We start from the raw sequence: 26300 nt of genomic DNA on the forward strand, positions 1-26300 counted from the left end.
AATGTATCCTCCTTTATATTATAACATTACAGATCGACGTGCTTTAGCAATTTTTTTGCGTGGCAACGTAACATTTTTAGTTCTTGTTTTAATTTTAACTTCTAATGTAATCGACTCTTCAGTAATTTCTTTTAAAACGCCTAACCATTCTTTATCCCCTTCAACAGGTTCATATAATGAGATAAATACAGGTTGATCAATTGCATTCTGATAATCTTTTTCTTTTTTTAATGGACGTTCCGCACCTGGTGATGATACATCCATGAAATACGGCTCTTTTATTGGATCTTCTTTATCCATAACTTCACTGATTTTTTCAGAGGCAATTGTGCAGTCGTTTAAATCAACGCCACCGTCTTTATCAATTGCAATTCGTAGATAATAGTCAGATCCTTCTTTAACATATTCAACATCTACAAGTTCATAATTTAATGATTCAATGATTGGTTGAATGATTTCCTCAACGTGTGCTGCAACTTTACTCATAATGACCTCCCTCTTAATACAAACAGAAAAGAGCGGGAAATGTCCCACTCTTTCAACGTCAGAGTATTATTTTAAGCAATAACAGTATACCATACAATAGCGCTATACTCAACTAGATACATTACAAATCAAAAATTGAAAGCTGTGCTTTATCAGGCATATTTGGAAGTGAACCAAGTTCATCTAAATATTCGATAATTTTTTGTGATACGCCCGCTTTTTTATTTAAGTCTTCTTTCGCTAAAAATGGACCTTCATTTCTAGCCTCAACAATACGTTTAGCAACGTTCTCACCAAGCCCTGGTACAGCAATAAATGGTGGAATTAACGTATCACCTTCAATTTTAAATTCAAATGCATCACTTTTCTCTAAACTAATCGGCTGTAATTTAAAGCCTCGATGTGCCATTTCATTCATTAATTCAAGCACAGTTAATACGTCTTTTTCTTTTTTAGCTAGTTCATGGAATCGACTATAATATTCCTTGATAGCCGTTTTAATTGTTTCTTTATCTTTAGTCATTGTCTTTAAATCAAAGTCAGTGGCTCTTACTGTGAAATAACTTGCGTAATAATATAATGGATAATGTACTTTAAAGTAAGCAATTCTTAATGCCATTAATACATAAGCTGCTGCATGGGCTTTAGGGAACATGTATTTAATCTTCTTACATGAATCTAAATACCAGTCAGGTACTTCGTTATCTTTCATAGCAATCTCGAATTCTTCAGTTAATCCTTTACCTTTACGTACTGCTTCCATAATTTTAAATGCGAGTGACGGTTCTAAGCCGTTATACATTAGATATACCATGATATCATCACGACAACCTATTACGCTTGATAGGTCACATGTTCCTGTTTTAATTAATTCTTGAGCATTGCCTAACCATACATCTGTTCCGTGTGATAAACCTGAAATTTGAACTAACTCTGAAAATGTTGTTGGCTTCGTATCTTCTAACATTTGTCTAACGAATCCTGTACCAAATTCAGGTACTCCGAATGTTCCCGTTTTACAAAGTATATCTTCTTCGGTAACACCTAATGACTCAGGTGTACTAAATATTTTCATCGTTTCTTTATCATCAACAGGTATTGTTTTAGGATCAATACCAGATAAATCTTGAAGCATTCTAATCATTGTAGGATCATCGTGTCCAAGTATATCCAACTTAAGAATATTGTCATGAATTGAGTGGAAATCAAAGTGTGTTGTTTTCCAAGCTGATTTTTGGTCATCTGCTGGGAATTGTATTGGTGTAAAGTCGTAAATATCCATATAATCTGGAACAACAATGATACCACCTGGATGTTGTCCAGTTGTTCTTTTAACACCAGTACATCCTTTTACTAATCGATCCACTTCAGCAGCTCTTTTATGAATACCTTGATCATTTAAGAAACCTTTAACATAGCCAAATGCTGTTTTTTCTGCAACGGTACCAATAGTACCTGCTCTAAACACTTTATCTTCACCAAACAGTTCTTTCGTATAATTATGGGCAACAGGTTGATATTCACCACTAAAGTTCAAGTCAATATCAGGTACTTTATCACCTTTAAATCCTAAGAACGTTTCGAATGGAATATCTTGTCCTTCTTTAATCATTTCTACTTGGCATTTTTCGCATTGCTTATCTGGTAAATCAAATCCTGATCCAACTGAACCATCGTCAAAGAAATGACTTTCTTTACACTTAGGACAAATATAATGTGGCGGCAGTGGATTCACTTCTGTTATTTCTGTCATTGTAGCAACAAAACTAGAACCGACTGAACCACGCGAACCAACTAAATAGCCATCATTCAGAGATTTCTTCACTAATCTTTGTGAAATTAAATAAATAACTGCGAAACCATTACCAATAATACTTTCAAGTTCTTTCTCTAATCGGTCTATAACAATTTGAGGAAGTTCCTCACCGTATAATTTACGCGCATTATCATAACTCATTTCTCGAATTTCTTCATTGGCACCTTCCATATTAGGTGTATAAAGTTCATCCCTAATTGGTACAACTGTTTCTAATCTATCCGCTAAATCATTCGTATTTTTCACAACGATTTCATATGCTTTTTCTTCACCAAGGAAGTGGAATTCGTCAAGCATTTCATCAGTTGTTCTAAAGTGTGCTTTAGGTAATGTCTGTCTATTAAGTGGATTACCTGGTTGTGCTGCAATTAATATTTTTCTTGCGATTGCATCATGCTCATTCAAGTAATGGGCATTTCCAGTAGCAATCACTGGGATATTTAATTTCTCACCTACACTTAATATACGTTGATAAATTTCTTCCATCGTTTCATTATCTTTAATCAATTCTCTATCAATTAAATCTTGATATAAACTTTTAGGTTGAACTTCTAAATAGTCATAATATTGCGCAACCTTTTCTACTTCATCTTGGTCTTTTTGCATAACCGTTGTGAATACTTCACCTTCATCACACGCACTACCAACTAATATACCTTCTCTATGCTTATTGAGTAGAGAACGTGGTATACGTGGTGTTCTGTAATAATAATCTACTAATGACGCACTCACTATTTTAAATAAGTTCTTTAAGCCAACTTGATTTTGAACAATTAAAGTCACATGTGACGGTCTTGCACGTTTATATGCTTCATCATTAGATAAGTGTTCATTAATTTGGTTATGGTTCTGTACACCTAATTCTTCTAATTGTTTTAACATTTTTATAAATATATGCGCTGTTGTTTCAGCATCGTATATCGCTCTATGGTGTTGTGTTAATTCAACGCCATACTTTTTAGCTAAGAAATTCAAACCATGCTTACCATATTCAGTATTCACAGTTCTAGATAGTTCCAATGTATCTATAACTGCATTTGTTGTTGCACCTAGACCGATACGTTCAAATCCAGTATCAATAAAGCCCATATCAAACGAGGCATTATGCGCGATATAAATCGCATCGCCGACCCATTCATGGAAATCTGTAAGTACAGTTTCAATATCCGGTTGCCCTTGCAACATTTCATCTGTAATACCAGTTAAATTCTTGATTATTTCAGATAAACGAACACCAGGATCTGAAAATCGTTCAAATGTATCTATGACTTCTCCATCTTTCACTTTTACTGCAGCCAATTCTATAATTTGGTCGTATTGACTGGATAGACCAGTTGTTTCAACGTCAAATACAATATAAGTGGCTGACTTAAGTGGGATATCTTGTGGTTTATATGCAATTGGTACACCATCATCTACAAGCATACCTTCCATGCCATAAATCATTTTAATGCCATTTTTTGTAGCAGCAGCATGTGCATCTGGATAGCCTTGTACACCATTATGATCGGTTATCGCGATGGCTTTATGTCCCCATTTGGCTGCCTGTTCAACATATTTACCAATATGAGAAATACCATCCATTTGACTCATTGATGTATGTAAATGGAATTCCACACGTTTATCTGGTGCTTTGTCTTGCTTAGGTGATTTTTTGATTTCATGAATATCCGTCATCATCATTACTAAATCGCGAATGAACTGATCTTGTTCAATTCTACCTTGAGCCCTTACCCAAGTTCCTACTTTAAGTGCTTTAAAGTGATCTAAATCATCTTTACCTTTTCTTGTAAACATCTTCAATATCAATGAATCAGTATAGTCTGTTATTTTCAACGTCACAATATGTCTGCCACTTTTCAGCTCTTTCATTTCAATATCAAAAATGACACCTTCAAGTGCAACTTTAAATTCTTCTTCTGTAATTTCTTCAATCTTTCTAATCGTATCCACTGGTATGTCTTTACCAATTTGACATTTAGAAACAGCATTTTCGCCATCTTCAGATTCTGCTTTTTCTTTCTTCATACGTTCCATCTTCTCAGATGCGATACGTGCAGCTTCTTCATCTTCTTGCTGAATATGTGCTTCAAACGATTCTAATTCACGTTTCATTTGTTCTTCATTATCTATTGTTTCAAAGATTACTCTCGAAATTTTAAAACCACATTTTTGTAATGCTTTAACTAATGAACCATTAACGCGTTTATCAAAATAGTCACGTTCAATATCATTATTAACTTGTACTTTCACTACTTCATCTGCAAAAATAACTGGTTTTTGCTTTAATTGATGTTTCACTTTATCGCTCAACCCAGTTTCATCAATACAATGAGGCATATATCTTAAAATATGTTCGTCTATATTTTCTTGTTGCGCAACTTCAATTGTCCAATCAACTTCTGCAATACTATGAAATGCAGATTTAAGTTGATTTGTAAAAACAAGGTACATTTCACTAGATAAAAATTTTGGTAATTGAATATAAAAATGCCATAACCGCTTAGATTGTGATACGTCTATACGTGTTAACTCACCATATTCAATTATGTCTTTATCGAGCTCATCTGTTATGTTCAACTGAGTGAGAAGCGTTTGGAATTTCTCTTTCCCTGTCATTGACACTAATATGACCACCTTCATCAAAATGAAAAAGAGGCTAACTGTAATTTAGCCTCTTTAAATATCTTATATTATATCAGATTTCATTGCTATTAACAGTCTATTTGACTGTATTATATAATGAATTAATTACTTCATTTAAGTCATTAATATGCACTTCTTGACTCTCTAAATTGTCGCGACGTTTCACTTCTACAATGCCTTCGTCAGCTTTTTTACCAACCATAATTCTTAACGGAATACCAATTAAATCTGCATCTTTAAATTTAACGCCTGCACGTTCTTGTCTATCATCTAATAACACACTATATTGATCGCCAAGTTGGTCATATAATTGTGACCCTAATTTCGACTGAGCCTCTTGTTTATGATTAATAACAATTACATGAACATCATATGGGGCAATTGCCTTTGGCCAAATGATACCATTCTCATCATGATGTTGTTCAATAACGGCAGATAATGTTCTAGAAATCCCTATACCGTAACAACCCATAATCAATGGATTTGCTTTACCATTTTCATCTAAGAATGTCGCATTCATGCTTTCAGAGTATTTTGTTCCTAATTTGAATACTTGACCAACTTCGATACCTTCTGCAAATTTAGCATTACCTAAATTATCTGGTAAAGCTTCACCTTCAAGTATGAATCTAAAGTCACCATATGCTTCAACTTTAAAGTCTCTTTCCACATTTGCATTTAAATAATGGAATCCATCTTCATTTGCACCAACTGCTAAGTTGTTAATATCTTGTACAAAATTGTCAGCATAAATTTTAATTTGATCAACATTTACTGGACCTAAACTACCTGGTTTAGCACCTAAAATATTCTCGATTTCAGAATCAGTTGCAAATTCAATATTATCTGTTTTAAAGTATGATTTTAATTTAATATCATTTAATTCATGGTGTCCACGAATTAATATCATCACATATTCATCTTCAACTTTAACAATCATTGATTTAACAATATGATCTAATGACACAGATAGAAAATCAGCTAACTCTTGAGCCGTTTTCACATTCGGTGTTTCAACTTTTTCTAAAGCTGCTTCATCTGTATGTTCTAAGTTCGGTGTGTACACGACTTCTGCTTTTTCAATGTTTGCAGCATAGTCTGCTGTATCACTATACACGATTGTATCCTCACCAATTTCAGCAAGTGCCATAAATTCATGTGTATGGTCCCCACCAATCGCACCTGAATCCGCTAATACTGGTCTGAAATTCAATCCAACACGTGTAAATATTTTATGATAAGCGTCATACATATCTTTATACGTATCATCTAAAGATGCTTCGTCAGCATGGAAAGAATACGCATCTTTCATTATAAATTCACGACCACGTAATAGTCCAAAGCGTGTTCTTTTTTCATCTCTAAATTTAGTTTGTATTTGGAATAAAGTAATTGGTAATCTTTTATAAGATTTCAATTCATCACGTACTAGAGAAGTGATAACTTCTTCATGTGTTGGCCCAAGACTAAAGTCACGGCTGTTTCTATCTTTTAATCTCATTAATTCAGCGCCGTATGCATCCCATCTACCTGATTCTTTCCACAATTCAGCAGGTTGAAGTACCGGCATTAAAACTTCAAGTCCATCAATCTTTTCCATTTCTTCTCTTACGATTTGCTCGATTTTATTTAAGACACGTTTTGCAGTTGGTAAATAACTATAAATACCACTTGCATTCTGTTTAATCATTCCTGATTTTAATAAAAATTTATGACTAATCGATTCGGCTTCTGCAGGCTCTTCTCTTAGTGTTGGTATAAATACTTTTGACTGTTTCATTGTTTTCCTCCTTAAAAATTACATGAAGTAACGTTGGATATCATTCCATGTAACCATGATCATGACAAATATTAAGAATACTGCACCTATAGAAAGCATTACCATTTCAGCTTTTTTATTGATTGGTTTTCTAAATATCATTTCATAAAATACGAATAATATTCTACCACCATCTAGTGCTGGTATTGGTAATAAATTCATAATACCTAAGTTTACACTTAATAATGCAGTAAAGCCCATTAATGTTACGAAACCTTGCTTAACTACTGAATCTACGTTGCTATAAATACCGACTGGACCATTCAACATATCAAATGAGAATCCACCTGTAAAAATACTACCGATTAAATTGAGTACAGCATGGAATATATATTGTCCTGCTACAATCGTCTTCTCAATACCAGCTAATAATGGACCAAACAATGTATGCTCAGTTGGTTGTGCAACGCCAATTAGGTAATTTGTTTCATATTTACCTTTACTTACTTCTACTTTATTTTTCTTAGCCGCGACTTTAAATGTTTTTTCTTTACCGTCTCTATCTACTTTGATTTCAACTGGAGATGTTTTCTTTTCTTTAAAAATCGGCTGAAGGTCTGTGAATTTATTAATTTCTTTACCATCAACAGACTTGATTTCATCACCTTTTTTAATACCTACAGTTTGGGCTGGTCCATCTTTTTGTAAATCTCCAAAGACAGGTTCGTTTGTCGGTACACCTTGCCAGTACGCCAAACCAATAAATATTACAAAAGCTAATATAAAGTTAAATAATGGACCCGCAAATAACGTTAAAAATCTTTGATAAGGTTTCTTACTCATCAATTGTCTATCTTTAGGTGCAATTTGAATTAAATCGCCACCTTGAACAAAATAAGCTTCTCTCGCAATTTTGTAGTGATGTCTTTCCTCATCACTAGAAGCAATTCCTTCAATGAAAATATCATTATCAAAATCACTATCTTTAACTTCTAAATGTTCTATTTGTTGAAATTTATGCTGGTCATCCATGATCACATGCGTAATTTCATTGTTTTCATTTAATTTTATTGCGATGTGCATACCAGGTGTTAAAGGATTTTGTTCAAGACCATCTCCGGCCATTCGAACATATCCACCTACTGGTAATAACCTAATTGTATAAAGTGTTTCATTTTTCTTATATGAAAAGATTTTTGGTCCCATGCCTATTGCAAATTCAGGACACATGATTCCTGCTCTTTTAGCAAAAAACATATGTCCATATTCATGCACAGTCACTAAGAGACCAAATACAAATATAAATGCTAATATAGTATAAATCACACTTACACCCCGTAATCCTTAGATTTATAAGCTGCATCAATGTTTAGTATCGTATCTAAATCTGGATGCTCTATGACTTGATGCGATTTCATTTCTTTTTCAATCATTGCCTCAATTTCTAAAAATGATATTTCATTGTTTAAAAATTTACTTACTGCGACTTCATTAACCGCATTTAAAACGACTGGCATTGTTCCGCCTATTTTGATTGCATCATAAGCGAAACGTATACATTTAAAACGTTGCCAATCCATTTCTTTAAAATTCAATTGACCAATTTGTGCTAAGTTTAATTTTTCTGCATCTCTAGGCAATCTATCTGGATAAGTAAACGCATATTGAATCGGTGTTCTCATATCCGGTGTACCTAATTGCGCAATTACACTTGTATCGTTAAACTCAACCATTGAATGAATAATACTCTCTTTATGTAATACTGTTTCTATTTGATCCACATTTAAATCGAATAACCATTTCGCTTCAATAACTTCTAAACCTTTATTCATCATTGTCGCTGAATCGATTGTGATTTTTTGTCCCATGGACCAATTAGGGTGATTCAAAGCATCTTCCACAGTAACTTTCTTTAAATCTTCACGTGTTAAGTCTCTAAAAGACCCTCCACTAGCTGTGATAATGAGCTTATTCACATGTTTCTTAGATTCGCCATTTAAACATTGGAATATCGCTGAATGTTCAGAATCAACAGGTATAATTTGAACTCGCTTCTCTTTCGCTCTACGCATAATCAATTCACCTGCAACAACAAGTGTTTCTTTATTTGCTAATCCAATATCAATACCTGACTCAATAGCTGCCATTGTTGGCTTCAATCCTATACTTCCAATAATAGAATTTAACAGTAAATCTGATTTAGAATACGTTGCTACACGCATTAATCCTTCTTCACCGTATTCAACTTCAACATCTAAATGTTTTAATTTATCAATATCTTCTGCATTTTGTACAGAAACAAGTTCAGGTTTAAATTCTTTTATGATATTTTGTGCGTATGCAACATTCTTCCCAACAGAGAAAGCCACTAGTTTAAATTGATCCTGATGTTCTCGTATGACATCCAACGCTTGTTGACCAATAGAACCACTCGCACCAAGAATAGCTATATGCTTCATAGAATGCACCCCATTTTACATTTGAAATAGAAATAAGTTTAACAATGGTAATACAAAAATAAAACTATCAAATCTATCTAATATACCACCATGTCCCGGCATAACATTGCCCGAATCTTTTACTCCAAAATGTCTCTTTAATCCAGATTCAACTAGGTCACCTAATTGTCCAAACATACTTAATAACATTGTTAACGGAATAAGTAACCATAATGATACATCCATATCAAATGATTGTCCAAATATTACCGCTACGATCAAACTTGATAAAATACCGCCAATAAAACCTTCAATCGTTTTATTAGGGCTGATTAATGGCCATAATTTGTGTTTACCAAATAAACGTCCAAATATATATGCACCAGTATCTGTTAACCAAACAACTAATAAAGCAAAGAGTATGAATTGTAATCCGTGTTCACGAGTTTCGTAAAAATACATAAACCCGATACCTATATAAGTTACCGATAAAACACAGAAGGCTGCATCCATAAAGTTAAATCTGTTCTTTGACATAACAGTATAACTTAACATTAAAAAGCTCATTACAATAAGTAATTGAAGTTGAATCCGTATATCATTATGAATAACTTCCTGCGGTATTAGAATGATGCATAATGAAATAATAGATAAAAATCCAGGTACTGAAACAATTGATAATTTGTTCATATTTAAAATTTCTTTTAACGCAATTAAAGCAAGTAAATACGCTAATATGACAACTGGCAATCTTCCATAAATCACTACAGGAAGAAATATAGCCATTGCAACGATTGCAGATATAGTTCTCGTCTTCATTATTTTCTCCTTTACAGCCCACCAAATCTACGCTGTCTTGACTGATAAATTTTCAAACAATCGATTAATGATTGTTCATCAAAGTCTGGCCACAACGTTTTAGTAAATATAAATTCACTATAAGATGATTGCCAAATTAAGAAATTGCTCAGTCTTTCCTCACCCGAAGTACGTATTAACAATTCAGGATCTGGAATATCAGAAGTGAATAAGTGTCGCATTAAATGATCCTCATTTAGATCATCAATTGATAGTTCACCCTCTTCAATTTCGTGGTACAGTTCTTTAACAGCATTTAAAATTTCAGCTCTCCCACCATAATTCAAGGCAAATACAAGGTTCAAACCAGTGTTATGTTTGGTCTTTTCGATCGCTTCTTCAATTGCATTTTTAGTATGCTTTGGTAGCGCATCAGTAAAACCTATTGTAGTTACTTTTACATTTTTCTCGATTAGTTCAGGTAAAAATGTTTTAAGAAAATCTACTGGCAATTTCATTAAAAATTTCACTTCATCATCTGGTCTAGCCCAGTTTTCTGTTGAAAATGCATACAACGTTAAATATTTAATACCTAAGTCATTTGCTTTTCGTGTGATTTTTTTTACGGTTTGCATGCCTTCATAGTGTCCTTTAATACGAGGCATTTTTTTACTTTTTGCCCATCGTCCGTTACCATCCATAATGATTGCTATATGTTCGGGAACTGTCATTTCTTTGTCTTGACTATTAACTTGTTGTTTTTGTTTTATATACTTTTTTATCATAGCGTCCTCCATCAAACAAACGCGAATTTATATGTAAAATTAATTAAACATATCGTCTTACATTTTATCACAAAAAGAACAGTTCTGTGTACTTAAAGAAAAAAACCGTACCAAAGTCTGATTTGGTACAGTTCTCATCTTTAAACTTCCAAAATGTCATTTTCTTTTTGAGCAGTTAAATCATCAATTTGTTTAATGAAATCATTAGTTAGTTCTTGAACATTATCTGTTTGATTTCTTAAATCATCTTCAGTAATATCACCGTTTTTCTCTTGTTTCTTCAAATCTTCATTTGAATCACGACGGATATTACGCACAGCTACTTTTGCATTTTCAGCTTCTTTTTTAGCTTCTTTTACAAGTTCTTTTCTGCGTTCTTCAGTTAATGCAGGAACAGATATTCTAATAACTGTACCATCACTTGTAGGGTTAACACCTAAGTTAGCAGCATTAATTGCTTTTAATACATCTTCAACAGAAGATTTATCGTAAGGTTGAACAACTAATAAGCGTGCTTCTGGTACTGAAATTCCTGCTAATTGTTGTATTGGTGTCGGTGCACCATAATACTCCACATTAACTCTTTCTAGAAGATTCGCATTTGCATGACCAGTTCTAATTGCTGCCAAATCTCTACTAAAACTTTCAATTGTTTTGTTCATTTTCGACTTTGTGTCTTGAATTACATCTGCCATGAAATTACACCTCGTGTTTATTTTGTAATAATTGTACCGATTTCTTCACCTTGAACGGCACGTTTAATATTTCCTTCTTCCATAATTGAGAATACAACAAGTGGGATATCGTTGTCCATACAGAATGATGAAGCAGTTGAATCCATTACTTGTAATCCTTCTTGCAACATTTGAATATATGTTAATCTTTCATATTTTTCTGCACTTGGGTCTACTTTAGGATCTGCAGAATATACACCATCAACATTATTTTTACCCATTAAGATAACATCAGCTTCAACTTCAGCTGCTCTTAAAGCTGCAGTTGTATCTGTAGAGAAGTATGGATTGCCTATTCCAGCAGCAAATATAACGACTCTCTTTTTCTCTAAGTGTCGAATTGCACGTCGTCTAATATATGGTTCTGCGACTTGTTTCATTTCAATTGAAGTTAATACACGTGTATCACATTCTAATTGTTCTAAACTATCTTGCAATGCTAATGCATTCATAACAGTTGCTAACATTCCCATATAATCTGCAGTTCCACGATCCATTCCTAAATCGCTTCCTGTTTTACCTCTCCAAATGTTTCCTCCACCAACGATAACTGCAACTTCACAGTCCATAGTTGCTACTTCTGACACTTGTTGAGCAATACTTTTAATTACTACTGGGTTAATACCAAAGCCAGAATCTCCAGCTAATGCCTCACCGCTTAGTTTTAGAACGACGCGTTTATATTTAGAATTCTTAGTCATCTTAATCCCTCTCTATGCTTATAATTTGTTCTATATATAACGAAAGAAGACACAAGACGTGTCTTCTTTCTAAAAAGCAATCTTAGTTGCCTTTCATTTGTCCTTTTACTTCATCAGCAAAGTTATCAGAACGTTTCTCGATACCTTCCCCAACTTCGTAACGAACGAAATCTACAAGCACGCCACCGTCTGTTTTCAAGAATTCAGCAACAGTTTGATCTGGATTTTTAACAAATGATTGGTCTACAGCACAGATTTCTTCTAAATATTTACGCATTCTACCTTCAACCATTTTTTCAACGATATTTTCAGGTTTACCTTCATTTAGAGCTTGTTGTTTAAGAATTTCTTTTTCGTGAGCTAATTCTTCTTCAGAAACTTGGTCACGAGAAACAAATTTAGGGTTTAATGCAGCAATGTGCATAGCAACATCTTTAGCTGCTTCAGCATTAGTTGAACCTTCAACAACACTTAATACACCAATACGTCCACCCATGTGTAAGTACTCACCGAATGAATCGTTATCAGTTTTAGTTTTTAATGTAAATCGACGTAAAGTTAATTTTTCACCGATTGTAGAAATAGATTCATTCATTTTTTCTTCAACAGTTTGACCATTTGATAATGTAGATGCATTTAACGCGTCAACATCAGCAGGTTTAACGTCTAAGATATGATCTGCCATTTCTTTAACTAAGTTTTGGAATCCTTCGTTACGAGCAACGAAGTCAGTTTCTGAGTTTAATTCAAGAATTACTGCATCATTACCTTTAGAAGCAACAAATGTAGTACCTTCTGCAGCAATACGGTCTGCTTTTTTAGCAGCTTTAGCGATACCTTTTTCACGTAGGAAGTCTACCGCTTTATCGATGTCACCATCAGTTTCTGTTAAAGCTTTTTTACAGTCCATCATACCTGCGCCAGTTTTTTCACGTAATTCTTTGACAAGTTTAGCTGAAATAGCCATATTCTAATTCCTCCATTTATATAAGTAATTATTTTTATATTCTTTCTAAAAAAAGGTGATAAGTTATAGAACCTTATCACCTTTTTGAAATTATGCTTCAGTAGTTTCAGTTGATTCTTCTTTAGGTGCTTGTTCTGTTTCTTTTAAGTCGATGTTTTGCTCTTCAGCTACATCTTCATTTGAAACGCCTTGTTGACCTTCTAAAATAGCGTCAGCCATTTTACCAGTTAACAATTTAACAGCACGGATAGCATCATCGTTTGCAGGGATAACATAGTCGATTTCATCTGGATCACAGTTTGTATCAACAATACCAACGATTGGAATGTTTAATTTACGTGCTTCAGCAATCGCGTTACGCTCTTTACGAGGGTCAACTACGAATAATGCTTGAGGCATTGATTTCATATCACGAATTCCGCCTAAGAATTTGATTAAACGGTTATATTCTTTTTTAAGTTCTACAACTTCTTTTTTAGGTAATACTTCGAAAGTACCGTCTTCTTCCATTTTTTCGATTTCAGAAATACGTTTTACACGTTTAGAAATTGTTTTGTAGTTAGTTAATGTACCACCTAACCATCTTTGGTTAATGTAGTAGTGTCCAGCACGTTCAGCTTCTTCTTTAACTGACTCTTGTGCTTGTTTTTTAGTACCTACGAATAATACTTTACCGCCTTCTTCAGATACAGATTTAATAAAGTTGTAAGCTTCGTCAACTTTTTTAACTGTTTTTTGTAAGTCAATAATGTAGATTCCGTTTCTTTCTGTGAAAATGTATCTTTTCATTTTTGGGTTCCAACGGCGTGTTTGGTGACCGAAGTGAACACCTGCTTCAAGCAATTGTTTCATTGAGATAACTGCCATGATAATTCCTCCTAATTGGTTGTATTCCGCCATAATCACTCGTTATAGAAACAACAATTAATAAATGTTGCACCACTCTATAATGTCTGTGTTTATGTGTGAATTTGGCTTTTATAGCCGTTTTTTAATATATCATATATACAAACGTTCATCAAGTGTTTTATTTAGATAAACCTAATTCATCTAAGAAACGTTCTTTTTTAATTCTAATAAACGTTCCTTTCATACCTAGAGAACGTGATTCGATAACGCCAGCACTTTCTAATTTTCTTAAAGCATTTACAATAACTGATCTCGTAATACCTACTCTATCAGCTACTTTAGATGCAACTAATAATCCTTCAGGTGCGCCTAATTCTTCGAAGATATGTTCAATTGCTTCTCTTTCTGAATATGAAAGTGAGTTAATTGCCATATTAATCGCTGCTTTATCACGCGCTTCTTGTTCAATTTCATTATGTTTTTCTCTTAAAATTTCCATACCAATTACAGTTGCTGCATATTCTCCTAATACTAGGTCATTTTCATTGAAATCTTCAGATACACGACCAACTACTAATGTTCCTAATCTTTCACCGCCACCTAAAATTGGGAAGATAGTTGTTTTACTATTTACAAATAATTCTTCATTTTCTGGTGGGAATACAGTTAATACATCTTCAATACCGATGTTTGATTGAGTTTGTTCAACATGCATTAATTGATCTGTGTATTCTTTTGGAATATGTCTGTCTTCTAGCATTTGAATAATACGTTCGTTGCTTAATAATTCATTTAAACTTGAACCTAAAATTTTACCTCTTCTTGATACTATAAAAACATTTGTAACAGTTACGTCACTGATTGTTTTTGCCATATCTTTAAAATCAACAGCAATCCCCTTATGTTTTTGTAATAATGTATTTAATTCTCTCGTTTTCGATAATAAACTCATTTAATTGTTCTCCTTTTGTTATAAAATAAACGCACTTAAATCTTTATTTGTAGCGATTGATTCTAATTTTTGATTTACATATTCAGGTGTAATATCCACAACTGCATTTGGCATATTTGATGCTTCGAAAGAAAGGTCTTCTAGCATTTTCTCAAGAATAGTATGCAGTCGTCTTGCACCAATATTATCTGTTTCTTGGTTTACTTGGAATGCAATTTCAGCCAATCTGTTAATTGCTTCATCTGTAAAGTTAATCGTCACCATTTCAGTTTCTAGCAATGCTTTATATTGATCTAATAACGATTGTTTTGGTTCTTTTAATATTTTTACGAAGTCATCAGTTGTCAAACTGTCTAATTCTACACGAATTGGGAATCTACCTTGAAGTTCAGGTATCAAATCGCTTGGTTTTGACATGTGGAATGCACCTGCACCAATAAACAATATATGTTCAGTATTGATTGAACCATATTTCGTTTGTACGACACTACCTTCTACGATTGGTAGAATATCTCGTTGTACACCTTGACGTGATACATCTTGACCACCGTTGCTATTACTTACCGCGATTTTATCAATTTCATCAATGAATACCATACCCATTTGTTCTGTTAATTGAATAGCTTCTTCATTCACAGATTCTTGGTCGATTAATTCATTAGCGATTTCATCAGTTAGAATTTTTCTTGCAGTCTTCACTGGTAATTGACGCTCGATTTTTTTCTTCGGCATCATTTGGCTAAGCATATCTTGCATCTGTGGATTGTTATCCATACCCATCATACCAAGTGATTGTTGTTCTTGTTCAACTTTGATTTTGACAATTTCTTCTTCAAGTTCGCCTTTTAACAATTGTTGTTTAATATCTTCTCGCTTCGTTTTAACTTCTTCAGTCGGTGCTTCTTCCACTTCATCTTGCTGATTAAAGTTAGGGAATTGACCACCAAATAATGATTCAAGCGGGTTATTACTGTTACTTTGTGCTTTCTTCTTCATACTTGGCACAAGTAATTTAACAAGTTTCTCATTCGCTTTTTGAACAGCATCGTCATAAACTTCTTTTTTCTTTTCTTCTTTAACAATTCTACGCCCAACTTCAACTAAATCACGAATCATACTTTCAACGTCTCGGCCAACATATCCAACTTCTGTGAATTTTGTTGCTTCAACTTTAACAAATGGTGCACCAACTAATTTTGCCATTCTTCTAGCAATTTCAGTTTTACCTACACCTGTTGGACCAATCATGAGTATATTCTTTGGAATAATTTCGTTTCTCAGTTGTTCATCTAATAAACTTCTTCTATATCTATTTCTCAATGCAATTGCGACTTTACGTTTCGCATCTTGTTGACCAATAATGTGATCGTTTAATCGATCAACAATATCGTGCGGTGTCATTTTTAATTGATTGTTTGACAACCTAAACCCTCCATTTATAATTCTTCTACTTTAATTTCATGATTTGTAAACACACAAATATCTGCAGCAGTATTTAATGAAGCTTCAGCAATCTCTTTCGCTGATAAATGTGGTGCATATGATTTCAATGCTCTCCCAGCACTCAATGCATAGTTTCCACCTGAACCAATTGCTATAATGCCATCGTCTGGTTCGATTACTTCACCTGTTCCACTAACGACAAGTAAATCCGTTTCATTCATCACGATCAACATTGCTTCAAGTTGGCGTAACATTTTGTCTCCACGCCATTCTTGTGCAAGCTCCACAGCAGCTCTGGTTAAGTTCCCACTGTATTCTTGTAACTTCACTTCGAATTTTTCAAATAACGTGAACGCATCTGCCACACTTCCAGCAAATCCAGCGACAACTTTATCATGATAAAGGCGTCTTACCTTTCTCGCTGTTTGTTTCATAATGACTTGTTCACCTAAAGTTACTTGGCCATCACCTGCCATTGCAGAATGTCCATTATGTCTAATTGCAAATATTGTAGTTGCATGTAATGATGAGCTCATTCTTCATTCTCCTTTATGCACGAGGATGTGCAGATAAATAAACTTTTCTTAATTGATCTTTCGTCACATGTGTATATTGACTTGTTGTCGATAAACTCTCATGTCCTAATAAACTTTGAACACTTCTCATATCGGCACCTTGATTTAACAAATGTGTTGCAAAAGTATGTCGCAATTTATGCGGGTGAATATGATACACACCTTGTGTGCGTTTCACAATTTCATTTAGTGCATAGCGTACACCACGTTCTGTTAGTGGCTGACCTCTCATATTCACAATCAGATATTCATGATCTAATTTAAATTGATTTCGGAACGATTCTAAATAATCTGTTATCGCACTTTGACAATATTCACCGAAAGGAACAATTCTTTCTTTGCTACCTTTACCAAGTACTTTTACAAAAGAGTAATTCAAATCGATATCTGTTAATTTAATATGAACAAGTTCCGATACACGAATACCAGTCGCATATAAAATTTCTAAGATGACACGGTCACGAATATTCGTGTTCTTACCATCATTCAAAGTTTGAAATAATTTTTCTATCTCTTCTTCATAAAAGAAACTAGGTAAATGATGTTCTTTTTTAGGATGGACGAGTTGAATAAAGGGATTTTGTATCTTACTGTCTATACTCATCCAATATTGATATAAAGATCGTAATGTTGAAATTTTGCGTGATACGCTAGTACGTTTATGGCCCTTATCATATAAAAACGCAAGATATCTCCTTGCATCTTTATATTCAAATGACTCAATAGAAATATGTTCTGCTTCTAAAAACGCATTAAATTCATGTAAATCAAGTTGATAAGCATTTAATGTATGGTCAGAAAATTGTTTCTCATAAGTTAGCATATCTACAAATTGTTGCTCAATATCGTACATCATCACATACGCCTCCTGATTTATCTGAATTGTATCACAATTAACTTAATTCTGAAAATTTTTCACTATAGCATCACTTTAAACGAATCTAAGTGCTTAAGCGCACGATTAGCTAAAGTTTCATATCTTTCCATTTTATCTTTAATACGTTTTTCAAGCGTTGGTAACAATCCAAAGTTTGCATTCATTGGTTGGAAGTTCTTATTATTATTCGCATGCGTAATGTAATAAGCCATGCTACCAATAATTGTTTCTCTCGGGAAAATGATTGGCTCAAGTCCTTCAATAAGTTTACTTGCATTGATACCCGCTATTAATCCACTTGCTGCACTTTCAACATAACCTTCAACACCCGTCATTTGACCAGCAAAGAATAAATCTTCGCGAGATTTTAATTGGTACGTCTCTTTTAAAGCATTTGGTGAATTAATAAATGTATTTCTGTGCATAACACCGTAACGAACAATGTCCACGTTTTCTAATCCAGGAATCAATGAAATAATTTCTTTTTGAGCGCCCCATTTCAAATGTGTTTGGAACCCAACAATATTATATAAAGTACCTGCCGCATCATCTTGTCTTAATTGGACAACTGCGTATGGTCTTTTTCCTGTTTTAGGATCTTCTAATCCAACAGGTTTCATTGGACCAAACAATAATGTTTTCTTCCCACGTTCAGCCATCACTTCAAACGGCATACAACCTTCAAAGTAAATTTCTTTTTCAAATTCTTTTAAAGGAACTACTTCAGCGTTGATTAATGCATCATAGAATACATTAAACTCTTCTTCAGTCATCGGACAGTTTAAGTAAGCCGCTTCGCCTTTATCATAACGAGATTTCAAATATACTTTATCCATATCGATTGATTCTTTTTCAATAATTGGTGCTGCTGCATCATAGAAATATAATTGCTCTTCACCTGTTATATCCATAATTTGCTTAGTTAAACCTTCAGTTGTTAAAGGACCCGTTGCAACGATTGTTGGACCTTCAGGTATTTGAGTGATTTCTTCATTTTTCACAGTTATATTCGGATGATTTTTTAATGTATCAGTAATATATCCCGCAAAATCATGTCTATCTACTGCTAATGCACCACCTGCTGGTACACGTGCTTGATCAGCTGCTTTAATAATTAATGAATCTAGTTGTCTCATTTCCTCTTTAAGAACACCTACTGCATTTGTAAGTTGGTTACCTCTTAAAGAATTTGAACAAACTAGTTCAGCAAATTTATCTGTATGATGTGCTGGTGTTTGTTTTACCGGTCTCATCTCATATAAATTTACTTGTATACCTCTTTTTGCGATTTGATATGCTGCCTCAGACCCCGCTAAGCCAGCACCTATAACATTAATTGAAGTCATATTAAAATGGCCTCCTCGACTTTTCTATTTTTTCTCCATATTGAATTGTATAACAAATCTGAATTTAAGCAAATAAAATAACTGCAATTATCAAAAAAAATTAACAATTCTTTACATTTTATTCTTTAAACTCAAAAAAACAAGGGAGCTGACCGAAATCTAGAACCTAGATTTCATTGTCTCGCCCCCTAGTTGGGTATCTACTTTTGTTCTTGTTCTTTATAGTCACAATTTGGACATATAACTTGTGCTGATTTACCTTTTTTACGTTCCACTAATACAGTTTCACATTTTGGACACGCACGATCTAACGGTTTATCCCATGAAGTATAATCACATTCTGGATATTTCGAACAACCGTAGAATATTCTATTCTTTTTAGACTTACGTTCTACTACGTCACCTTCGTGACATTTCGGACATTTAACGCCTATTGTTTTAATAATTGCTTTCGTGTTACGGCAATCTGGGAAATTTGAACAAGCCATAAACTTACCGTATCTACCCATTTTGAATACCATTGGAGATCCGCATAACTCACAGTCTTCTCCAGCTGGTTCATCTTTAATTTCTATTTTTTCCATTTCTTCTTCTGCTCTTGCAACATCAATCTTAAAGTTCTCGTAGAACATTTCGATTACTTTTTTCCATTCAATTTCACCATCGGCTACTTTATCTAATAATGTTTCCATATTCACTGTGAAATCAACATCAATAATTTCTGGGAAGTAATCTTTAACTGATTCATGTACGATTACACCTAATTCAGTAGGTATAAATCGTTTTTGATCTAATTTTACATAGTTACGTTTTTGAATTGTATCTATTGTTGGCGCATATGTTGATGGTCTACCAATTTTCAATTCTTCAAGTGTTTTCACTAATCGCGCCTCAGTATATCGTGGTGGCGGTTGAGTGAAATGTTGTTTAGGATCAATTTTTTCTGCTGTAACCATGTCACCTTTTTCTAATGGAGGTAATTTACCCTCTTTCTCTTCATCAGTGTCATCTTTAGCTTCAACATAAACTTTCATGAATCCTTTAAATTTGATTGTTTGACCATTCGCTCTAAATTTCAAATCGCCTTGTGTAATGTCTGCTGCAACTGTATCTGCAATCGCAGGAGCCATTTGACTAGCCATAAATCGTTCCCAAATCAATTTATACAATCTATGTTGGTCACGTGATAAATATGCTTTCATTTGATCCGGTGTACGTTGCACACTTGTTGGTCTAACCGCTTCATGTGCATCTTGAGCCCCTTGTTTACCACTTGCTGCTTTCGCCTTTGATAAGTACTCTTTACCGTATTGTTCTTCGATAAACGTTGCTGCTTCAGCTTTCGCACTGTCAGCAATACGTGTAGAGTCTGTTCTCATATAAGTGATTAAACCGACTGTACCTTGTCTTTTTAAATCGATACCTTCATATAATTGCTGTGCAAGCATCATCGTTTTTCTAGCTTTGAAATTTAATTTACGTGACGCTTCTTGTTGTAACGAAGACGTTGTAAATGATTTTGCAGGATATCTAAGTTTTTCTTTTTTCGTTACTTGAGTAACTTCAAACTTATCTCCATCTAATTGTGTTGTTATTTTTTTAACATCATTTTCTGTTTTAAGTTTAACTGGTTTACTCTTTTCATGAAGGAATTTTGCATTAAACGTTTTCGTTTTGTGTTTAAATAATCCTTCAATTGTCCAGTATTCTTCAGGATTAAAGTTATTGATTTCATTTTCGCGGTCAATAACTAATCTTAAAGCTACAGATTGAACACGACCTGCTGATAATCCTTTTTTAACTTTCTTCCATAATACTGGTGAAATATTATAACCAACTAATCTATCTAGAATACGGCGAGCTTGTTGTGCATCCACTAATTCATGTTCAATTTCTCTCGGATGTTTAAAACTCTCTTTAACCGCATCTTTAGTAATTTCATTAAATACTACTCGTGATTTTTTATTTTCATCTATATCTAATATATGTGCTAAATGCCATGCAATTGCTTCACCTTCACGGTCCGGGTCACTCGCGAGATAAACGTTTTTTGCTTTTTTTGCATAACGTTTTAAATCTTTAACGACTGGTCCTTTTCCTCTGATCGTTATATATCTAGGTTCATAATTATTTTCTACATCAACGCCCATTTGACTACGCGGTAAATCTCTCACATGTCCCATAGATGCAACGACTTTAAATTTTTTTCCTAAATATTTTTCAATGGTTTTAGCTTTTGCAGGCGATTCGACTATGACAAGATTTTCTGCCAAAGTAACTCCCCCTTGCTATTCTATTGATTACAAGTGTAAATGATAAACTGACAAATTCAGCTTTGTCAATTAAAACATTTTATAAAATTCATTTTTAATCATAAAAAACTTTAAAATCTTCAATAATATCTTGTGCCTTCTGAACAGCCTTTGCGCCTTCTTGTATCCGCTTATTTACACCTCTACTTAATTCGTTAAAAATAGATCCAGGACAACAATAAACATTTCTATTTTGATCTAAAGCTTGGTCTACCGTAATAAGTGAACCACTACGATTATTCGCTTCCGTAACGAGAACACCTTGAGATAAACCACTAATAATCCTGTTTCTTTCAGGGAAACGCCATTTTTGTACTTTAGTAGATGGATAATATTCAGAAACGATAAGATGATGCTTTCTCATCCATTCATTTATATATCTTGTAGCATTAGGATAATGATAATCTAATCCAAAGGCAGCAACGCCAATTGTATGTCCACCATTTTCAATTGCTTTAAGATGTGCAAAATAATCAGCCCCCTTTGCCATACCAGACACAATAGTAATTTGTGCATCGACTAACTCAGGAATTAAAGCATTACAAATTTGTTCAGTATAAGTTGTAGCATTTCGTGCACCAACTATAGCTAATTTCTTCTTATTATTTAATAAAGAAATATCACCTTTACAGAATAATAAGAAAGGATAATCATAAATCTCCTTTAATAACTTAGGATATATTACGTCATCGCTAAATACAAGTTGGATATTCCTATCACGTATTTCATTTTTAATATATAAAATGTCACTATTAAGAAAATGATGATATTTATCCATAGTTAAATTGTATTTTAAACCGAACCTATAAATGAATTCCGAAAATTCATTTTGAAAAGAAAGAAATTTAAGTTCATGATCGAAGTTCGACATTTTATGTATATGATTCGTCGAGAAGCCAGAATAAATTAACCTTAAAACCGTTTGCTGATATTGGTTCATATAAGCAGCAACTCCTTTACGTATATTTAATTGTGGTAAAAATTTTTTAGTGGGATTGTTTGTGGTAGTTGTCCGTTAGGATTTTCATAATATCTTGAGTTTTCACTCTGTTTTAGTGCTAGTGCTTACTCTAACGAGATTGTTTTCACTTTCTATCACGTTAGATTTTTTAACGGGATTGTTTCCTTGAACAATCTCGTTAAAATTACTAGATACCTCAATTCTTTATATTCCAATATAAATTGCCCAAACTTTGTAATTGCTCATCAGAAAGGTTTAAATAATACTTTTTGTATCTTTCCCCAGTAGAACTTAAATTTTGATTACATATTTTTTTAACTGTAAATATATTTTTAGCTTCACACCAATCTACAGCTTCATCAATTGTAAAACCAGATTCACCATTTATTATGGCAAGCTCCAATATATTAAAACGATACAGTTCGTCTCTTTTTATTGTTTTATTACAATTTTGACATATCGAAAATTTCTTAAATTTTTCAAATATTATAGTATGAATACTTTTACAGTTAGGACATTTTAAACCTTTGTTTATTTTCGAAAAATCTACTTTATCAATTGATTTATATTTATGTGAAAATGGTGTTTGTAATTGACATATTTGTTGGAGTAATTGTTGGTCTGTAGCAATTTGATAGGACTGAAATAGTTTGGGGAATTTATAGAATTCTGATCTTAATAGTACTTTAGATCGATGTGGAATAGTTGTTCTTGCAGAGAAAGTTTCATTCGGAAATATGAGGTATTCATTGATTGGAATTTTAATATTATTTGAGTAGAGAATTTGATTGAGTGTGTTCTTAGTGGTATCCATTTGTATAAAGGGGGATGGGTATTGGTGATTGTACGCATTTTTCATACAAGTTTCATAAATTTCAAAATCACCAAAATAATTTTTTACTTCTAAAATACTGAGTTGGTTGTTGTGTACAACGAGGAAATCAATTTGAATTTGTTTATGTGCAACAAATTCTAAGTCATGCCTGTATATGATTTGGTTTGATAAATTCAACATTTGATCAACTGCTAATTCACCTTCAAATCCAAGCATTTTGTTTCTCAATTCTAATTGAAAATCGGTCTGTTCAATTCTTGAATCAAGTGCCTTTAAATATAACATGTCTAATTTGTATTTCATTTACCTCTCCTATTCATTACATATTTTTGCATTTATTATAATATAAGTATCTAATTTCGTCTATAAAAAATGAAGTAAAATCTTTTGTTTTAGAATACCTTCTCTAACGAGATTGTTTCCTTAAACTATCTCGTTAGAGCTATAATTCTCATGTTTTTTCGAGTTTTCACTTCATTTTAGAGCTAATTTCGTATCTAACGAGATTGTTTTCACTTTCTATCTCGTTAGATTTTTTAACGATATTGTTTCCTTAAACTATCTCGTTAGCGCCATAATTCTCGTGTTTTTTCATGATTTTACTGCGTTTTAAAGCTGCTTCATACTTTAACGGGATTGTTTCCTTAAACTATCTCGTTAGCACAATATTCACACCTATTTCATACTTGATCTACACTTCTAATCAATTTTTGTAGATCATGCGCATAAAAAAACGCCGACAAAGTCATAGACTTGTCGGCATTTTAAATATATTTACAGAACGTCAAATAAGCACAGTGTAAAAACTAATTTATCCACTGCACTTATTTGATTTCAATTTAATTTATTTGATTGTTAAACATTTTTCATATAAACCGTCTTCTTTTTTGATACGATTTATCAATGTTTCAGCAATAACAGATGGTGTATCTGCTGTTTCTACGCCACAATCATTAAGTGTTTTGATTTTTTCATCTGCAGTACCTTTACCGCCTGAAATAATCGCACCAGCATGTCCCATACGTTTCCCAGGAGGTGCTGTTTGTCCACCAATGAAACCTACAACAGGTTTAGTCATATTCGCTTTAATCCACTCAGCTGCTTCTTCCTCAGCTGTTCCGCCGATTTCACCGATCATAACTACTGCATATGTTTCGTCATCTTCATTGAATGCTTTTAACACATCAATAAAGTCTGTACCGTTTACAGGGTCTCCACCAATACCAACAGCTGTAGTTTGACCAATACCCGCTTGAGTTAATTGATGTACCGCTTCATAAGTTAATGTACCAGAACGTGATACAACACCTACATGACCTTCTTTATGAATGTAACCAGGCATAATACCTATTTTACATTCGTCTGCAGTAATGACACCTGGACAGTTTGGTCCGATTAAGCGTGTTTTCTTACCTTCTAAGTATCGTTTAACTTTAATCATATCAATAACAGGAATGTGTTCAGTGATACAAATAGCTAAATCTAATTCAGCATCTGCACATTCAACAATCGCATCTGCTGCGAATGGAGCTGGCACATAGATAACTGATACTGTAGCACCAGTTTCTGCTACTGCTTCTTCTATTGTATTAAATACAGGTACGCCTTCAACTACTTGGCCGCCTTTACCAGGTGTAACCCCAGCAACGATTTGTGTACCGTATTCTAGCATTTGTTTCGTATGGAAAAGTGCTGTTGCACCAGTAATACCTTGAACTAATACTTTTGTGTTTTTGTCGATGTATACACTCACGTAACTCTCCGCCTTTCTTATCGTTCTTGAACTAATTTAACAATTTTTTGAGCACCATCAGCCATAATTGATGCTGGCTCGATTGCTAAACCAGATTCTTGTAAGATTTGTTTACCTTGTTCTACATTAGTACCTTCTAGTCTAACAACTAAAGGCATATCTAATGAAACTTCTTTAACAGCTGCTACAATACCTTCAGCAATAACATCACATTTCATGATTCCACCAAAGATATTAACGAAAATACCTTCAACTTGTGAATCACCTAAGATGATTTTGAATGCTTCTGTAACTTTTTCTTTAGTAGCGCCGCCCCCCACGTCAAGGAAGTTAGCCGGATTTCCGCCAAAGTGATTAATTGTATCCATCGTCGCCATCGCTAAACCTGCGCCGTTTACCATACAACCAATATTTCCATCTAAAGCAATATATGATAGATCATATTTAGATGCTTCGATTTCTTTTTCGTCTTCTTCTTCTAAGTCGCGCATTTCAACGATATCTTTATGTCTGAATAAAGCATTATCATCGAAGTTCACTTTTGCATCAAGTGCTAAAACTTCACCTTCACCTGTTGTAACAAGTGGGTTGATTTCAACAATTGAACAATCTTTTTCTACAAACACATTATATAAAGACATCATTAATTTTACAGCTTTATTTACTGATTCTTTAGGGATGTTAATATTAAATGCAATTCTTCTAGCTTGATAAGGCATTAATCCAGTTACTGGATCAATAACTTCTTTGAAGATTTTTTCAGGTGTTGCTGCTGCAACTTCTTCAATTTCAGTTCCGCCTTCTTCAGACGCCATTAAAGTAATTCTATCTGTAGCTCTGTCAATAACAAAGCCAATGTAATATTCTTTCTGAATATCGCATCCTTCTTCAATTAAAAGACGTTTTACTTCTTTACCTTCTGGACCAGTTTGATGTGTAACAAGTACTTTACCTAATAATTCTTTTGCGTACTCGCGAACTTCATCAATAGATTTAGCAATTTTAACTCCGCCAGCTTTACCACGTCCACCAGCATGGATTTGTGCTTTAACTACATAAACATTTGAATCTAATTCTTTTGCTTTTTCTACTGCTTCACTAGGTGAAAAAGCCACTGAACCATTAGGTACAGCTACGCCCATAGAGCGAAAAATCTCTTTACCTTGATACTCATGGATATTCATTCTCCATCCTCCTAATACATACAATTATGTTTGCTTACTTTTCAATTATAGGAAATGTAAGCGTTATTGTAAACAAGGAGGAC

At 33.6% G+C, this 26300-nt stretch carries 21 protein-coding genes; all 21 read right to left on the bottom strand.

The genetic code is table 11. The features are described from left to right. Nucleotides 1-18: 18 nt before the first annotated feature. The 21 genes from rimP to sucC all read right to left on the bottom strand — a co-directional run bounded on the left by rimP (nucleotide 19) and on the right by sucC (nucleotide 26217). The gene (gene rimP / locus P3U32_RS07830) at nucleotides 19-486 is read right to left on the bottom strand and encodes a ribosome maturation factor RimP (protein ID WP_323702560.1); all 468 of its coding nucleotides are present in this window, start codon (nucleotides 484-486) and stop codon (nucleotides 19-21) included. 121 nt (nucleotides 487-607) lie between these two features. Next, nucleotides 608-4927, bottom strand: coding sequence for a PolC-type DNA polymerase III (locus P3U32_RS07835; protein ID WP_416361223.1), 4320 nt, complete (start codon nucleotides 4925-4927; stop codon nucleotides 608-610). A gap of 97 nt (nucleotides 4928-5024) precedes the next feature. Further along, nucleotides 5025-6728, bottom strand: a complete 1704-nt coding sequence (locus P3U32_RS07840; RefSeq protein ID WP_323702561.1) for a proline--tRNA ligase — start codon at nucleotides 6726-6728, stop codon at nucleotides 5025-5027. An 18-nt stretch (nucleotides 6729-6746) separates the two neighbouring features. Further along, on the bottom strand, nucleotides 6747-8033 hold the full coding sequence (rseP, locus tag P3U32_RS07845; protein ID WP_323702562.1) for an RIP metalloprotease RseP: 1287 nt from the start codon (nucleotides 8031-8033) through the stop codon (nucleotides 6747-6749). Nucleotides 8034-8035: 2 nt separating this feature from the next. Next, complete coding sequence (gene dxr, locus P3U32_RS07850) at nucleotides 8036-9166, bottom strand: 1-deoxy-D-xylulose-5-phosphate reductoisomerase (RefSeq protein ID WP_323702563.1); 1131 nt, start codon at nucleotides 9164-9166, stop codon at nucleotides 8036-8038. A 15-nt stretch (nucleotides 9167-9181) separates the two neighbouring features. Beyond that, nucleotides 9182-9964 carry a phosphatidate cytidylyltransferase gene (locus tag P3U32_RS07855; RefSeq protein WP_323702565.1) on the bottom strand — a complete coding sequence of 261 codons (783 nt, stop codon included), beginning with the start codon at nucleotides 9962-9964 and terminating at the stop codon, nucleotides 9182-9184. Nucleotides 9965-9975: 11 nt separating this feature from the next. Next, nucleotides 9976-10728, bottom strand: a complete 753-nt coding sequence (locus P3U32_RS07860; RefSeq protein WP_323702566.1) for an undecaprenyl pyrophosphate synthase — start codon at nucleotides 10726-10728, stop codon at nucleotides 9976-9978. 140 nt (nucleotides 10729-10868) lie between these two features. Next, entirely contained in the window at nucleotides 10869-11423 is a 555-nt protein-coding gene (gene frr / locus P3U32_RS07865) for a ribosome recycling factor (protein ID WP_323702567.1), read from the bottom strand. 17 nt (nucleotides 11424-11440) lie between these two features. Continuing rightward, a complete protein-coding gene (pyrH, locus tag P3U32_RS07870) occupies nucleotides 11441-12163 on the bottom strand; it encodes a UMP kinase (protein ID WP_323702568.1) in 723 nt (240 codons plus the stop codon). An 82-nt stretch (nucleotides 12164-12245) separates the two neighbouring features. Further along, nucleotides 12246-13130 (bottom strand): translation elongation factor Ts, encoded by an 885-nt coding sequence (gene tsf / locus P3U32_RS07875; RefSeq protein ID WP_323702569.1) that lies wholly within the window; start codon nucleotides 13128-13130, stop codon nucleotides 12246-12248. 90 nt (nucleotides 13131-13220) lie between these two features. Beyond that, nucleotides 13221-13997 (bottom strand): 30S ribosomal protein S2, encoded by a 777-nt coding sequence (rpsB, locus tag P3U32_RS07880; RefSeq protein WP_323702570.1) that lies wholly within the window; start codon nucleotides 13995-13997, stop codon nucleotides 13221-13223. Nucleotides 13998-14157: 160 nt separating this feature from the next. Beyond that, a complete protein-coding gene (codY, locus tag P3U32_RS07885) occupies nucleotides 14158-14931 on the bottom strand; it encodes a GTP-sensing pleiotropic transcriptional regulator CodY (RefSeq protein ID WP_323702571.1) in 774 nt (257 codons plus the stop codon). A gap of 18 nt (nucleotides 14932-14949) precedes the next feature. Continuing rightward, the gene (hslU, locus tag P3U32_RS07890; RefSeq protein ID WP_416361246.1) at nucleotides 14950-16332 is read right to left on the bottom strand and encodes an ATP-dependent protease ATPase subunit HslU; all 1383 of its coding nucleotides are present in this window, start codon (nucleotides 16330-16332) and stop codon (nucleotides 14950-14952) included. Between the two features lie 35 nt (nucleotides 16333-16367). Next, complete coding sequence (gene hslV, locus P3U32_RS07895) at nucleotides 16368-16910, bottom strand: ATP-dependent protease subunit HslV (protein ID WP_323702573.1); 543 nt, start codon at nucleotides 16908-16910, stop codon at nucleotides 16368-16370. Between the two features lie 13 nt (nucleotides 16911-16923). Next, a complete protein-coding gene (gene xerC, locus P3U32_RS07900) occupies nucleotides 16924-17802 on the bottom strand; it encodes a tyrosine recombinase XerC (protein WP_323704857.1) in 879 nt (292 codons plus the stop codon). A gap of 65 nt (nucleotides 17803-17867) precedes the next feature. Beyond that, the gene (gene trmFO / locus P3U32_RS07905; RefSeq protein WP_323702574.1) at nucleotides 17868-19172 is read right to left on the bottom strand and encodes an FADH(2)-oxidizing methylenetetrahydrofolate--tRNA-(uracil(54)-C(5))-methyltransferase TrmFO; all 1305 of its coding nucleotides are present in this window, start codon (nucleotides 19170-19172) and stop codon (nucleotides 17868-17870) included. A 200-nt stretch (nucleotides 19173-19372) separates the two neighbouring features. Beyond that, a complete protein-coding gene (topA, locus tag P3U32_RS07910) occupies nucleotides 19373-21445 on the bottom strand; it encodes a type I DNA topoisomerase (RefSeq protein WP_323702577.1) in 2073 nt (690 codons plus the stop codon). A 94-nt stretch (nucleotides 21446-21539) separates the two neighbouring features. Beyond that, a complete protein-coding gene (gene dprA / locus P3U32_RS07915) occupies nucleotides 21540-22424 on the bottom strand; it encodes a DNA-processing protein DprA (protein WP_323702578.1) in 885 nt (294 codons plus the stop codon). Nucleotides 22425-22641: 217 nt separating this feature from the next. Continuing rightward, nucleotides 22642-23583 carry a nuclease-related domain-containing protein gene (locus P3U32_RS07920; protein WP_323702579.1) on the bottom strand — a complete coding sequence of 314 codons (942 nt, stop codon included), beginning with the start codon at nucleotides 23581-23583 and terminating at the stop codon, nucleotides 22642-22644. A 541-nt stretch (nucleotides 23584-24124) separates the two neighbouring features. Continuing rightward, nucleotides 24125-25033 (bottom strand): succinate--CoA ligase subunit alpha, encoded by a 909-nt coding sequence (sucD, locus tag P3U32_RS07925; protein ID WP_323702580.1) that lies wholly within the window; start codon nucleotides 25031-25033, stop codon nucleotides 24125-24127. A gap of 17 nt (nucleotides 25034-25050) precedes the next feature. Continuing rightward, a complete protein-coding gene (gene sucC / locus P3U32_RS07930; RefSeq protein ID WP_323702581.1) occupies nucleotides 25051-26217 on the bottom strand; it encodes an ADP-forming succinate--CoA ligase subunit beta in 1167 nt (388 codons plus the stop codon). Nucleotides 26218-26300 lie beyond the last annotated feature (83 nt).

It is taken from the genome of Mammaliicoccus sp. Dog046, from assembly GCF_034039665.1.
Classification (GTDB): domain Bacteria; phylum Bacillota; class Bacilli; order Staphylococcales; family Staphylococcaceae; genus Mammaliicoccus.